We start from the raw sequence: 13180 nt of genomic DNA, 5'->3' as shown, positions 1-13180 counted from the left end.
TGTCGTGATCATGGACAATCTCTCCAGCCACAAGAACAAGGCCGTGCGAAAGGCGATCCGCGAAGCAGGCGCCCACCTGCTGTTCCTGCCTCCCTACAGTCCGGACCTGAACCCCATCGAGATGGTCTTCTCCAAGCTGAAGAGCCAGTTGCGCAAAGCCGACGAGCGCTCCGTCGAAGCCGTCTGGCGACGCATCGGAAGCCTACTCGACCTGTTCAGCGCACAGGAGTGCGCCAACTACCTCAGGCACGCCGGATATGCGTCAATCTAATCCAAGCACGCTCTAGGAAAACGCGCACCTCCCCCGCTGGGGGAGGTGGCCCCGCCCCCTACTTCGGCTTGGTCAGGCCGGGCTGGTCGAGGTCGAGCGACGCGGCGGGGATGACCTCCAGGTTCGGGCGTTCGGCCTTCAGGCTGTCGAGGAAGCCCGTGCCGTCGCCGGCGATGATCACCGTGGCGCCGGCCGGGTCGAGATGGGCCTTGGCGAAGGCCTGGACCTCGGACGGCGTCACCGCGTCGACCTTGCCCGTATAGGCGTTGAACTCGCTGAGCGGCAGGTTGTAGAGCGCCAGATTGCCGAGGATGCCGGCCAGGCCGTCGGTGGTCTCCAGGCTGCGGCCAAAGCCGCCGATCAGCACCGACTTGCGGGCCTTCAGTTCCTCAGGACTGGCCGGCTCGGCGCCCAGCCGGGTCATTTCTGCGGTGATCAGGTCCAGCACCTGGGTCGCCGACGGGTTCTTGGTCTGGGCCGCCGCGCGGAACAGGCCCGTGGACCGCCGGGCGGTCAGGGATGAATTGGCCCCATAGGACAGGCCGCGCTTGACGCGGATCTCGGCGTTCAGCCGGGCCGAATAGCCGCCGCCCAGCACCGAATTGGCGACGATGCCGGGATAGTAGTCCGCAGCGTCGCGGGCGATGGCCACCTTGGCGAGGGTCACGGCCGCCTGGCCCGTGCCGGGCAGGTCGATGGCGATGGCGCGCGGCGCCGTCTGGGGCGCGATCACCGGCTGATCCGGCGCCGGCGTCGCGGGCTTCGCCCAGCTTCCGAACGCCTTTTCGGCCAGGGCGAAGCCTTGCTCCGGCGTGATGTCGCCGGTCATCACCAATATGGCGCTGTCGGGCCGGTAATAGGTGGCGTGGATCCTGGCCAGGTCAGCGGCCTGGAATTTGGCGATCGAGGCCGGGGTGCCGCCGGCCACGTGGCCGAAGGCGGTGCCGGCATAGAGGGCCGGGGCCGTGGCGAAGGCCGCGAGCTGGCCCGGCTCCGAGAACGACACCGACAGGCCGTCCAGGGTCTGGCTGCGCTGGCGCTCCAGCTCCGCCTTGGCGAAGGCCGGGTTGCGGACCACGTCGGCCATGATCGCCATGGCCTGGTCCAGGCGGCCGGGCATGACGTTCAACCCGATGGTGGCGGCCTCCTGGCCGCCGCCGGAGTCCAGGGTGGCGCCCAGGGCCTCGGTCTCCCGGGCGATCTGTTGGGCGCCCCTCGTCTTGGTGCCTTCGGTGAGCATATCGGCGGTCATGCCGGCCGCGCCGGCCAGGCCGCCGGGATCGACCCAGGCGCCGGCGCGGACGGTGAGATTGGCGCTGACCAGGGGCAGGTCCGAGGACTTGGCGACGATGACCCGCAGGCCATTGGCCAGCGTCTTTTCCATCGGCTTGGGCAGGATCGGCGTGACGGGGGCGGCGATCGGCGGCGGGGCCTGGCGCTGGCCTTCCGGGGCCAGCTGGCTGACCGGGCCGTCATACTTCACCGAGGCCACCACCGGGGGCTTGTCCTCGACCGCCGGCTGGTCCTTCGGCCGGGCGCTTTCCGGCAGGTAGCGGATGGTCATCCGCCGGTCGGGGTCGAGATATTTCACGGCCACGCGCTGGACGTCGGCGGCGGTCACCGCCTGCAGGGCCTGGAGCTCGCTATTGGCGCGCGCCGCGTCGCCCTCGGTGCGCAGGGCGTAGCCCAGCGCGAAGCCCCGGCCATTGATGGTCTCGCGCTCGCGCAGCTTGCCGGCCACCAGTTCGTTCTGGGCCTCGGACAGCTCCGCCGCCGTGGGCGGGGCGTCGCGCAGGCGCTTCACCTGGGCCAGCAGGGCGGCTTCGCCCTCATCGACCGTATGGCCGCTGGCCATGATCGACCCGACCACGAAGGAGCCCGGCTGTTGCGGCAGGTCGGCGTTGGAATAGATCTCGGCGGCGATCTGCTGGTCATAGACCAGCGCGTCATAGAGCCTGGACGACTTGCCGGAGGACAGGATGGCGTCCAGCACCTTCAGGGCCGGGGCGTCGGGATCGGCGGCCTTGGCCCCCAGCCAGCTCAGCACCACCGCCGGCAGCGGCACATTGGGGCCATAGCCCGTATAGGTCCCGGCCTTGAGGCGCGGCGGCTCGACCGCCGTCACCCGGCTCACGGCCTGGGCCGGATTGGCCAGGGGGGCCATGTATTTGTCGATCCAGGCGTTCAGCTTGGCCGGATCGAAATTGCCGACCACCACCAGGGCCACATTGTCGGGCCGATAATAGGCATGGTGGAAGGCGCGCACGTCGTCGAGGGTGGCGGCGTCCAGCTCCTCGATCGAACCGATGCCCGGGCGCTTATAGGGGTGGACCTGATAGCTGGCCTTGGGGAGATAGAGGGCGAACAGCCGGCCATAGGGATCGGCCAGCACCCTCTGGCGCAGCTCCTCCTTCACCACGTCGCGCTCGGATTTGAAGTTGGTCTCGTCGATGACCAGGGCGCCGAGGCGCTCGCTCTCCATCCAGATCAGCCGCTCCAGGTGATTGGCCGGGGCGACCTCGTAATAGTTGGTGAAGTCGTCATAGGTCGAGGCGTTGTTGTTGCCGCCCACGTCCTCGGTGAAGCGATCAACGCTCTCGGCCGGGAAGTCCTTGGTGGCCTTGAACATCAGGTGTTCGAACAGGTGGGCGAAGCCGGAACGGCCGACCGGATCGTCCTTCGACCCGACGCCGTACCACATCTGCACCGTCACATTGGGCGTGGCCGTGTCGCGGGAGGTCAGCACCGTCATGCCGTTGGCCAGGGTCCGCTGGCTGAAGGCGATGGGCGGGACCTTGTCGGCCGCGAAGGCCGGGGCCGCGAGGCCAAGGGCCATGACGCAGGCCGCGGCGCGGAGGGTGTGACGGAGCATGGAGACTTCCCTGGGGACTGAAGGCGCCCGACCCTATCACCGGCGAGCCCCCAGGGAAGATTACGGGTTTGTCAGATGGAGCGGATCAGTCGGCCAGCTTGACCAGCATCTTGCCGGAATTGGCCCCGTTCAAGAGGCCGATCAGAGCGGTCGGCGCATTGGCGATGCCGTCCAGGATCGTCTCCTGGTACTTGACCTGGCCGGCCTTCAGCCAGGCGGCCATGTCGCGCTGGAAATCCCCATAGAGGTGCATGAAGTCCGTACCCACGAAGCCGCGCAGCATGACCCGCGAATAGATGATGTTCGACAGGTTCGAGACGTTGGAATGGCCGGAATTGTAGCCGGAGATGAAGCCGCAGACCGGAATGCGGCCGAGCGTGTTCATGCGGCGCAGGGCCGCCTCCAGGTGATCGCCGCCGACATTGTCGAAATAGACGTCGATGCCCTTGGGCGTGGCGGCCTCCAGGGCCTGGCGGATCGGGGCGTCCTTGTAGTTGATCACCGCGTCGAGCCCGACCTCGTCCTTCAGCCAGGCGGCCTTGTCGGCGGACCCGGTGGAGCCCACCACATAGCAGCCCTTGAGCTTGGCGATCTGGGCGGCGACCGAGCCCACCGCGCCCGCCGCCGTGGAGACGAACACCTGCTCGCCTTCCTTCAGCTGCCCGATGTGCAGCAGGCCGCCGTAGGCCGTGAAGCCCGTCATGCCCAGCACATGCATGTGGGTGGTGACCGACAGCTCCGGATCAGCGGCCAGCTTGGTCAGGCCCTTGCCGTCGGAGGTGAAATATTCGCGGAAGCCCATGCGGTTGGAGACCAGGTCGCCGACCGCGAAGTCGCTGCTCTTGGACTGGACGACGCGACCGAGAGCCCCGCCCATCATCGCCTCGCCCAGGGCCTGGCCGGCGGTCAGCCGGGGCCGCATGGCCGGGTCGACCGACATATAGAGGTTCTGGACCAGGACGCCGCCGTCCGGCGCGTCGCCGACCTCAGTCTCCACAAGCGCGAACTGATCGGGGGTCGGCATCGCCTTCGGGCGCTCGACCAGATGGATTTCACGGCTGATGGGCATGTGTGAGCCCTCCCTGTTGGTTTTTGAAATCTGAGCCGCCCGGAAATGCGGATGGGCGGGGCGCGCAACATGGTCCGGGTCGAGGGGCATGGCTAGCCCCTCTCCCTCGCCCCGCTCGCCGCGCCCTCCTTGGGGGAGCAGTTTAGCTTTCCAGCGTGTCGCCCCAGTCGAGCCGGCGAACGCTGGCATAGGTCGGCTTGTCGCGGCGGGGAAAGTCGCGGTGCTCCATCGCGCCTTCCGGCGTGCAGAGCTTGAGCGTGATGGCGGGCTTGAGCGTGCGGGCCGGGGCGATCACCCGGGCGGTGCGGGCCAGGGCCGCCACATGCGGCTGGGCGGCGGCCAGATAGATGAACTTCTCGTCCTCGAAGGGCGCATCGGCCCCCTTGGCGAGCTTGTGGTCGCGGCTGCGCGGCAGGCGCTGGACGAAGTGGCACCAGTCCGGCGCGACCAGGGGGCAGGCCTGGGCGTGGGGACAGGGGGCCAGGATCTGGGCGCCTTGGGCGATCAACAGGTCGCGGGCGGCGAGGATGCGGGCGTAGCCATCCGGCGTGCCGGGCTCGACCAGGACCAGCAGGCCGGCGCAAACCGCCCAGAGCCCGGCCACCGTGGCGGCCTGGGCAGCAGGGGCGATCTCGGCCAGGGCGTAGCTGGCGACCACCAGGTCGGCCACCGGCCAGTCCTTGGGCTGGGCGAGGTCGGCGACCCGACGCTCCGCCAGGGCCAGGGCCTCGGGGCCGCCCTCGGCCAGGGTCCCGGCCATGGCCAGGAAGGCGCGGTTGGAATCCAGCAGCACGGCGCGATCGAGGGAGGACCAGGTCTCCAGCGCCGCCCATCCCGCGCCGCCTGGACCCGCGCCGGCGTCCAGCAGGCTCAGCGGGCGGAAGTCCGGCGCGATGCGGGCGGCCTCGTCGAAGGCCCGGGCGCAGGCGGCGTAGGTGGCCGGCAGCCGGGCCAGCACATAGGCCTGGGCGTCCTCGGCGTCCTTGATCACCGCCGCCGAGCTGCGGCCGGCGCGATAGGCCTGGGAGATCTTGTCGGCGCGCTCGGCGACGCCGGCCCGGGCCACGCCCTCCATCAGACGATCGGCGGCCAGGCGCAGGGGAGCGGGAAGATTCGGGGTCATGGGCCGGACTTAACCCTCTGGGCGGCCAGAGCCAAACTTTCGCGCTTCAGGGCGGCGAGCGCCATGACCGCCTCACGGCGCAGGACCAGGCGGGCCATGGCGCCGGGCAGGACAAAGGGCGCCTGGGCGCGGCCCTCGGAGATCACCCTGACCTGGCCGCCCGGCAGGACGATCAGCCGCCAGCGCCCCTCCAGCACCTTCATGTCGCCGCCGGTGCGACGATAGGCGAAACCCTCGATCGGCGCGTAGTCGGTGCGGAATTCCGTGCGGATCTGCGGCAGCACCGGGATCAGGCGGGAGACGTGCTCGCGCACGTCCCAGCGGCCCTGGGGATCGCGCTGCAGGACGCGACAGGATTTCAGCCCCACCGAGATCCGGGGGGCGAGGGCGCAATCGGTCATCACCCGCCAGACCACCTCGCGCGGGGCGGCGATGTCGATCCCGGCGCGGATGAAGCCCGAGGCCCCGTCGGGATCCGGGGTCACCTCGACGAAGCCGCGCCCCTGGTCGAGGGCCGCGGCCTCGGCGGACGTCGGTTCGAGCGGCGGGGCCGCCTGCGCCCAGGCCGCGCCGCACGGGAGCGCGGCGGCCCAGGCCAGCAGGACCAGGGCGGCGGCGCGCCGGGTCACTAGCCGATCCGGTTCTTCACCAGGTCGTCGACCACCGAGGGGTCGGCGAGGGTCGAGGTGTCGCCCAGGTTGGAGAGGTCGTTCTCGGCGATCTTGCGCAGGATGCGCCGCATGATCTTGCCCGAGCGGGTCTTGGGCAGGCCGGGCGCGAACTGCACCACGTCGGGGGCGGCGAAGGGTCCGATCTCGCGGCGGACCCAGCCCTTGAGCTCGGCCTGCAGGATATCGGTGGGGACGACGTCGGCCTTGAGCGTCACGAAGCAATAGACCCCCTGGCCCTTCACATCGTGCGGATAGCCGACCACGGCGGCCTCGGCGACGTTCTCGTTGCTGACCAGGGCGCTCTCGATCTCGGCGGTGCCCAGGCGGTGGCCGGAGACATTGATCACGTCATCGACCCGACCGGTGATCCAGTAGAAGCCGTCCTCGTCGCGGCGGCAGCCGTCGCCGGTGAAATACTTGCCGCCATAGGTGGCGAAGTAGGTGTTGAAGAAGCGCTCGTGGTCGCCATAGACCGTGCGCATCTGGCCCGGCCAGCTATCGGTGATCACCAGATTGCCGCTGGTCGCCCCGTGCAGCACCTTGCCCTCGGCGTCGACCAGCTCGAACTTCACCCCGGGCAGCGGCTTGGCGCAGGAGCCGGGCTTCATGGGTGTCGCGCCCGGCAGGGGCGAGGCCAGGCAGGCGCCGGTCTCGGTCTGCCAATAGGTGTCGACCACCGGGCAGCGTCCCTCGCCGACCACGCGGTGATACCAGAGCCAGGCTTCCGGATTGATCGGCTCGCCCACCGTGCCCAACAGGCGCAGGGACTTGCGCGACGTGCGGGTCACGGGTTCGTCGCCGTCGCGCATCAAGGCGCGGATGGCGGTGGGGGCCGTGTAGAAGATCTCCACCTGGTGCTTGTCGATCACCTCCCAGAACCGGGAATTGGTCGGATAGTTGGGCACGCCCTCGAACATCACCGAGGTGGCCGCATTGGCCAGCGGGCCATAGACCACATAGGAGTGACCGGTGACCCAGCCTACATCGGCCGTGCACCAGAACACCTCGCCCGGGCGGTAGTCGAACACCAGCTCATGGGTGTGGGCCGCCCAGGTGAGATAGCCGCCGGTGGTGTGCAACACCCCCTTGGGCTTACCCGTCGAGCCGGAGGTGTAGAGGATGAACAGCGGGTCCTCGGCGTTCATCGGCTCCGGCTCGCAGACGTCAGAGACGGTCTGCTTGAGGTCGGAATAGAAGGCGTCGCGCCCGGCCTTCATCGGCACGTCGGCGCGGGTGCGCTTGACCACGATCACGTCGGTGACGTCCGGGCATTGGGCCAGCGCCTCGTCGACATTGAGCTTCAGGGGCACGGTCTTGCCGCCCCTCAGGCCTTCGTCGGCGGTGATGACGATCCGGGAGTCGCAGTCCTGGATGCGGCCGGCGATCGAGTCCGGCGAGAAACCGCCGAAGATCACCGAATGGATGGCGCCGATCCGGGCGCAGGCCAGCATGGCCACCGCCGTCTGGGGGATCATCGGCAGATAGATGGTGACCCGGTCGCCCTTCCGGACGCCCTTGGCCTTCAGCACATTGGCCATCCGGCAGACATCGGCGTGCAGCTGGCGATAGGTCAGCCGCTCGACCAGTTCGCCGTCGTCGCTTTCCCAGATGATCGCCACCTGGTCGCCCCGGGTGGGCAGGTGCCGGTCCAGGCAGTTGACCGAGACGTTCAGCACCCCGTCGGCGTACCAGCGGATGTGGAAGGGATGCTTGTGGAACGAGGTGTCCTTGACCTGGGTGAAGGGCGTCATCCAGTCCAGCCGGCCGGCGACGTCGCGCCAGTAGCCTTCGGGATCGTCCTCGACCCGCCTGACCGCCGCCTCATAGGCCGCCGCGTCCATGTGAGCCTTCTTGGCCCAGGCCTCGGGAACCGGGAAAATCTCGCCCTCGCTCACCGTACGCACTCCCTTTTTCGCTTTGACCGGGAGTTATGCGGACGAAGGCCGTGGGCGCAACAGGCGACCTTACGGAATCAGCCGCTCAAAGCCGGCGATCAGGCAGTTCAGGCCGAACAGGAACTGTTCGTCGACGTCGCCGGGCTCGGTGAAGGCCGCCATCAACGAGGTGAAATGGGGATAGGCCCCGCCGGCCAGCATGAGCTTGTCGGCCTCGCTGATCGCCGGCGCCTGGCGTTCGCCGATGCTGGCCTCGCCGATCGCCCAGCTGAGCACATAATCGAAGCCGGTGGTCAGGGCGTAGAAGGCGTCGCGCGGCCCGAGGCCCGCGCCCAGCAGCACGCCGAGCACGATCTCGGTCTGGGCCATCGAGCTGAGGCCCACGACGAAGCCGCGCGGCCGCAGGCGGCCGAAATCGCGGCGGCTGAGCAGGTGGGCGCGCATCTGCTGGGCCATGCGGCGGATATCCTCGCGCCAGTCCTCGCCCCGCACCTCGAAGGCCAGGTCGGCCATCAGATGCTCATAGAGCGCCACCTCCAGGGCTTCCTTGGAGTCGACATACCAATAGAGCGCCGGGGCCTGGACCCGCATTTCGCTGGCCACCGCGCGCATGGTCAGGCCCTCATAGCCCTCACGCTCCAGGACCCGGGCGGCGGCCTCGAGCACCATCTCCAGGGTCAGCTGCGGCCGGCGCATGGTCGAGGGCGGCCTTGGCGGGCGCGGAGGCCGGGGCGGACGCGGCGGGCGAGGAGGACGAAGCGGCAGGGCCATGTCTGTTCCTCGACCATGCCTTTAACGTTGTAAATCTCATTTAACGGCGTAAAGTTCACTTAACGGCGTTAAACAGCCGGCGACCGGAGGAGCTGACATGACGGCCATCGACCTCGCGTCCGAACCCTTGCTGGTGGGCGCCAAGCCGCCGCCGGCCAAGGCCCGCATGATGCTCAGCGGCCAGGATCCCGAGACCCCGTTCCCAGGCATTCCGGTCCAGGCCTATGAGCAACCGGTCTATGTCCAGCGCTCGATCCTGGGGACCTGGGTCTTCGTCTCCGACCCCGAGGGGGTGAAGCGGGTCCTGCTCGACAATGTCGCCAACTATCCCAAGACCCTGATGGAGCGACGGTTCTTCCAGGCCGCGTTCGGCGACGGCCTGTTGTCCAGCGAGGGCGAGACCTGGCGGGCCCACCGCCGCACCATGGCCCCGGCTTTCGCCCCGCCCTCGGTGGCCGCCTACGGCCCGGTGATGGCGGCCGCGGCCCAGACCTTCACCGACCATTGGGCGGGCCTGCCCGCGGGAACGGAGGTCGACGTGGCGCGGGAGATGAGCGACCTGACCCTGGAGATCATCGGCCTGACCATGTTCTCGGCCGGCGGGGCGGTGAGCGCGCGCGGCGTCGAGACTGCGCTCACCCGGGTGATGGCGACCTTGACGTTCAATCCGCTGTTCCTGGTCCCGGGGCTGTCGGGCCTGATGTTCAAGACCCTGAGCCGCAAGGTGCGGGCGATCTTCGCCGAGCTGGACGCCGCCATCGCCGCCATGATCGCCGAGCGCGAGGCCCTGGGCGACGCCGCGCCCAAGGATCTGCTGGCCCGCCTGATCGCCGCCCGGGATTCCGAGACCGGGGCGAAGATGACCGCCGCCGAGGTGCGTGACGAGGTGGTGACCATCTTCCTGGCCGGCCACGAGACCACCGCCGCCGCCATGGCCTGGGTCTGGTACGTGCTGTCCCAGCATCCGGCCGTCGAGGCCCGGCTGCATGAGGAGCTCGACCGGGTGCTGGGCGGGCGGACGCCCACGGTCGCCGACCTGCCGAACCTGACCTATGCCCGCATGGTGCTGGACGAGACCATGCGGCTCTACCCGCCGGCGCCGGGCACCTCCTCGCGCCTGGCGGTGGAAGCCGACGAGATCTGCGGGGCGAAGATTCCCAAGGGGGCCAATGTCGCCGTCGTGCCCTGGATCATCCACCGCCATCGCGACCTGTGGGACCGGCCGGAGCGGTTCGATCCCGAGCGCTTTGCGCCTGGAACCGAGCGGCCCCGCTTCGCCTATGTGCCGTTCAGCGGCGGGCCCCGGGTCTGTATCGGCGCCCAGTTTGCGGTCGCCGAGGCGCTGTTGATCCTGGCGACCGTGGCCCAGCGCTTCCACCTCGAGCTCAAGCCTGGCCACAGGGTGGCGATCCACCACCGGGTGACCATGCGCCCGGCTGGCGGCCTGCCGATGATCCTGCGGCCCCGTCAAGCTACGGCGTCATAGGCCCTGTAGCCGTCCTCCAGGGCCGGAATGATCTCCACCACCTCGAAATAGGGGCGGCCCAGGAAGGCGATGTCGCGCAGGCCGTCGACCAGGAAGGCGTAGGCCGCGAGGTCTGAGGTCTCGAACACCGCCACGTCGGTGCAGCGGCCGGTGAAGGCCTCGGCGTCATAGAACCGCAAACGCACCTGGGGCCAGCGGGCCAGGACCGGGGCGACCTCGGCGGCGACATAGGCCCCGCGCTCGGCGCGCGACAGGGCCAGCCAGTCGGGGTGCGACCTCAACAGCATGAACAGGGTGAAAACGGGGGCTTGGCCGGCGGTCATGATCGTGGTCCTTGTTAGATCGCTGTTCGGCGAACAATATGAGCAAAAGCTCAACTAGCGGACTCGCATCCCCACCTATGACCTCCGATCTTGTCACGCCCCGCAAACGGCCCCGCCAGGCCCGGGCCGAGGCCACGGTGGCGGCGGTGGTCGAGGCCGGGGCTCGCATTCTGGAAGAGGGCGGGCTGGAGGGTTTCAACACCAACGCCGTGGCCCGGCGCGCCGGGGTCAGCGTCGGCTCGCTCTACCAGTACTTCCCCGGCAAGGACGCGATCATGGCCGCCCTGATCCGGCGGGAGGCGCAGGCCTTCGACCAGGCGCTCGGCGAGGCCCTGCGCGGCGTCACCCGCCTGGGACTGGCCGGAGCGATCTTCACCCTGGCGCGGGTGGCGGTGGCCCACCAGGCGGCCCGGCCCAGGCTGTCGCGCCTGCTGGACCTGGAGGAGCAGAGGCTGAACTTGACGGCCGAGGCCCGGGGGCGGGACCGGCGGGTGGCCGACGCCCTGGCCGCCTTCCTGGCCGAACGGCGGCTGGGGGACCGCGAGGCGGCGCTGGACATACTGCACATGTCCCGGGGCCTGATCGACGCGGCCCTGGACCGCGGCGCGACCTCCGGCCTGGAGATGCGCCTGACCCGGGCGATCCTCGGCTATCTGTCGCTTCCGCCAGAGGCCGTGGCGTCCTAGGCTTGTGAGACCGTCATCGCGTCACGCCGCCCCGGAGCCCCCATGCTGCTGCACCTGTCCACCTGGTCCGAGGTCGAGACCTTCCTGACACGCTCCAAGACGGTGGTGGTGCCGATCGGCTCCAATGAACAGCATGGCCCGACAGGCCTGTTGGGTACCGACTGGCTGTGCCCGGAGATCATCGCCACCGAGGCCCAGAAGAGCGGCGACATCCTGGTCGCGCCCACCTTCAATATCGGCATGGCCCAGCACCATCTGGGCTTTCCAGGCACCATCTCGCTGCGGCCCTCGACCTTCATCGCCGCGATCGGCGACTGGTGCCGGTCCCTGGCCGGCCACGGCTTCGAGAAGATCTATTTCCTCAACGGCCATGGCGGCAATGTCGCCACCATCGAGGCGGCGTTCTCGGAGCTCTATGCCGAGGCGAGCTTCTCCGGCCGGCGTCGGGGGTTCTCGATGAAGCTGAAGAACTGGTGGGAGCTCAAGGGCGTCATGGCCCTGGCCAACCGCCAGTTCCCGGTCGGCCACGGCAGCCACGCCACGCCCTCGGAGATCGCGGTCACCCAGTGGGCCTATCCCGACGCCATCAAGACCGCCAACTACGCGCCGCAGATCGCCCCCACCGGCCCGATCCGCGAGGCCCTGGACTTCCGGGCCCGCTACGCCGACGGGCGCATGGGCTCCGACCCGGCCCTGGCCACCCCGGAAAAGGGCGGTGAACTGGTGAAGATGGCGGCCGAGGGCCTGTTGCTGGATGTGGCGGACTTCTCGGCCGAGGTCGCCCCGGCCTGAGACGACCTATTCGGGCATGCCCGGCATGGCCAGGCGGCTGTCTTTCTTCTTGGGACGGCCGGCCCAGTCGAGCTCCTCAGCCTTCAGCAGCTTCGAGGCGTCGGCGACCGTGGTCGTCAGCAGCGGCTGGTCCTGGCCGGCGGTCGCGTGCGCGTCGGCCGGCTTGCCGGCCTGATCGGCTGCGGAGATCGTCGGCGACACGTCGGCGGAGGATTCCTTAGACGGGGTCACGTCCAGCTTGGAGCTCGGCGCGACCTTGTCCAGGGAGGCCAGCTGCATGCCGGCCAGCTCGGTGCCTTCATAGCGGCCGGAAAAGGCCGGGGGCTGACCCCAGCCGCCGGTCCAGCGGTAGAAGATGTGGGCGCCTATGGTCGAGACCTTGACCAGGTTCGGGCTCCAATAGGGGGCCACATAGACGGCGTGATAGTGGGTGGCGTTGCCGACGGCCTTCATCACATAGCCATTGAGGGCGGCCTCGGCCACGACGCGGCAGCGGGCCCAGACGTCCGGATTGGGCTGGCCGTGCATGGAGCCGTCGCAGCTGAAGCTGAACTGGCAGCTGGTGGTCTGGTTCGAGCCCTGGAAGACCACGCCGCAGACGGTCTTCGGATAGGCCGGGTGGCGCATGCGGTTGAGCACCACCTGGGCCACGGCGCGTTGGCCGTCGACGCTTTCCCAGCGGGCCTCATAATAGATGGCCGCGGTCATGCAATCGATGGCGCGCGCCTCGTCCAGCATGCCGCCGGTCTTCAGGCGGAAGGGCTTGGCGGGCGGATTGGGCAGGGTCGAGGTTGGGTTGGAGGCGTTCCAGGCGCGGGCTTCGTCCGGCGTCATGTCCTGCAGGCGCAGGACCGCGGACTGCAGGCCGCTGGTGTCGAGGCTGGCGGGGGTCAGGCCGGGCAGGGGCTCGGCGGCGCTTTGCGGTCCACCGCCGGGCGTCATGCGGCTGGCGAGCGCCAGCATCGCCGGATCCATGCCGGCGGTCAGCCGGGCGAAAGCCTCGGCCGACATCTCGCCCCGGGTCGCCTTGACGATGTCGAGGCCGCGATCACTGGGAGCGGCGGCCATGGCCAGGCTGGCGGTGAGCGCCGCCAGCAATCCCAGTTCGACACCCACCAGCTGGATCGCGTCGCGGCGCCAGGCCGCCTGAGACCAGGCGACCCTCGAGAGGTGGGCGAAAAAGGTTCTAACGCGGTTCAGCACAGGTGGAACGCCTCGGGG

General features: G+C 69.3%; 12 protein-coding genes. 4 read left to right on the top strand and 8 right to left on the bottom strand.

What is annotated here, in order from left to right:
- A partial coding sequence (locus tag Q7P21_RS07285) for a transposase (protein ID WP_304176440.1) occupies positions 1 to 271 on the top strand: 271 nt, incomplete at its 5' end.
- A 58-nt stretch (positions 272 to 329) separates the two neighbouring features.
- On the opposite strand, the gene Q7P21_RS07280 is transcribed toward Q7P21_RS07285, so the two are convergent.
- From Q7P21_RS07280 to Q7P21_RS07255, 6 genes are all read right to left on the bottom strand, one after another.
- Positions 330 to 3143 carry a pitrilysin family protein gene (locus Q7P21_RS07280; RefSeq protein ID WP_304176438.1) on the bottom strand — a complete coding sequence of 938 codons (2814 nt, stop codon included), beginning with the start codon at positions 3141 to 3143 and terminating at the stop codon, positions 330 to 332.
- An 85-nt stretch (positions 3144 to 3228) separates the two neighbouring features.
- A complete protein-coding gene (locus tag Q7P21_RS07275) occupies positions 3229 to 4212 on the bottom strand; it encodes an NADP-dependent oxidoreductase (RefSeq protein WP_304163871.1) in 984 nt (327 codons plus the stop codon).
- 142 nt (positions 4213 to 4354) lie between these two features.
- A complete protein-coding gene (locus Q7P21_RS07270) occupies positions 4355 to 5335 on the bottom strand; it encodes a small ribosomal subunit Rsm22 family protein (protein WP_304163872.1) in 981 nt (326 codons plus the stop codon).
- Positions 5332 to 5964 (bottom strand): SRPBCC family protein, encoded by a 633-nt coding sequence (locus Q7P21_RS07265; protein ID WP_304163874.1) that lies wholly within the window; start codon positions 5962 to 5964, stop codon positions 5332 to 5334. Before Q7P21_RS07265 ends, Q7P21_RS07270 begins: the two co-directional genes overlap by 4 nt.
- Positions 5964 to 7901 carry an acetate--CoA ligase gene (gene acs, locus Q7P21_RS07260; protein WP_304176442.1) on the bottom strand — a complete coding sequence of 646 codons (1938 nt, stop codon included), beginning with the start codon at positions 7899 to 7901 and terminating at the stop codon, positions 5964 to 5966. The genes Q7P21_RS07265 and acs overlap by 1 nt, the downstream gene beginning before the upstream one ends.
- Before the next feature lie 69 nt (positions 7902 to 7970).
- Positions 7971 to 8597 carry a TetR/AcrR family transcriptional regulator C-terminal domain-containing protein gene (locus tag Q7P21_RS07255; RefSeq protein ID WP_304163876.1) on the bottom strand — a complete coding sequence of 209 codons (627 nt, stop codon included), beginning with the start codon at positions 8595 to 8597 and terminating at the stop codon, positions 7971 to 7973.
- Between the two features lie 172 nt (positions 8598 to 8769).
- Between Q7P21_RS07255 and Q7P21_RS07250 the strand changes: the two genes are divergently transcribed.
- Entirely contained in the window at positions 8770 to 10158 is a 1389-nt protein-coding gene (locus tag Q7P21_RS07250) for a cytochrome P450 (RefSeq protein WP_304163877.1), read from the top strand.
- Here the strand turns inward: Q7P21_RS07250 and Q7P21_RS07245 are convergent.
- Complete coding sequence (locus tag Q7P21_RS07245) at positions 10140 to 10481, bottom strand: darcynin family protein (RefSeq protein ID WP_304163878.1); 342 nt, start codon at positions 10479 to 10481, stop codon at positions 10140 to 10142. The genes Q7P21_RS07250 and Q7P21_RS07245 overlap by 19 nt on opposite strands.
- Positions 10482 to 10558: 77 nt before the next feature.
- Between Q7P21_RS07245 and Q7P21_RS07240 the strand changes: the two genes are divergently transcribed.
- Both Q7P21_RS07240 and Q7P21_RS07235 read left to right on the top strand, forming a co-directional pair.
- Complete coding sequence (locus Q7P21_RS07240; protein WP_304163879.1) at positions 10559 to 11167, top strand: TetR/AcrR family transcriptional regulator; 609 nt, start codon at positions 10559 to 10561, stop codon at positions 11165 to 11167.
- Between the two features lie 42 nt (positions 11168 to 11209).
- Positions 11210 to 11959 (top strand): creatininase family protein, encoded by a 750-nt coding sequence (locus Q7P21_RS07235; protein WP_304163882.1) that lies wholly within the window; start codon positions 11210 to 11212, stop codon positions 11957 to 11959.
- A gap of 6 nt (positions 11960 to 11965) precedes the next feature.
- On the opposite strand, the gene Q7P21_RS07230 is transcribed toward Q7P21_RS07235, so the two are convergent.
- The gene (locus Q7P21_RS07230; RefSeq protein WP_304176436.1) at positions 11966 to 13075 is read right to left on the bottom strand and encodes a cell wall hydrolase; all 1110 of its coding nucleotides are present in this window, start codon (positions 13073 to 13075) and stop codon (positions 11966 to 11968) included.
- Positions 13076 to 13180 lie beyond the last annotated feature (105 nt).

Source organism: Phenylobacterium aquaticum, assembly GCF_947378715.1.
Taxonomy (GTDB): Bacteria; Pseudomonadota; Alphaproteobacteria; order Caulobacterales; family Caulobacteraceae; genus Phenylobacterium; species Phenylobacterium aquaticum_A.
The sequence above is the reverse complement of the archived record's forward strand: the minus strand, read 5'-3'. Positions and strand labels throughout refer to the sequence as shown.

Excerpts from the sequence above, each read along its gene's own strand:
- Q7P21_RS07280 (WP_304176438.1), bottom strand. The coding sequence starts at position 3,143 with ATGCTCCGTCACACCCTCCGCGCCGCGGCCTGCGTCATGGCCCTTGGC.
- Q7P21_RS07275 (WP_304163871.1), bottom strand. The coding sequence starts at position 4,212 with ATGCCCATCAGCCGTGAAATCCATCTGGTCGAGCGCCCGAAGGCGATG.
- Q7P21_RS07270 (WP_304163872.1), bottom strand. The coding sequence starts at position 5,335 with ATGACCCCGAATCTTCCCGCTCCCCTGCGCCTGGCCGCCGATCGTCTG.
- Q7P21_RS07255 (WP_304163876.1), bottom strand. The coding sequence starts at position 8,597 with ATGCGCCGGCCGCAGCTGACCCTGGAGATGGTGCTCGAGGCCGCCGCC.
- Q7P21_RS07250 (WP_304163877.1), top strand. The coding sequence starts at position 8,770 with ATGACGGCCATCGACCTCGCGTCCGAACCCTTGCTGGTGGGCGCCAAG.
- Q7P21_RS07245 (WP_304163878.1), bottom strand. The coding sequence starts at position 10,481 with ATGACCGCCGGCCAAGCCCCCGTTTTCACCCTGTTCATGCTGTTGAGG.
- Q7P21_RS07240 (WP_304163879.1), top strand. The coding sequence starts at position 10,559 with ATGACCTCCGATCTTGTCACGCCCCGCAAACGGCCCCGCCAGGCCCGG.
- Q7P21_RS07235 (WP_304163882.1), top strand. The coding sequence starts at position 11,210 with ATGCTGCTGCACCTGTCCACCTGGTCCGAGGTCGAGACCTTCCTGACA.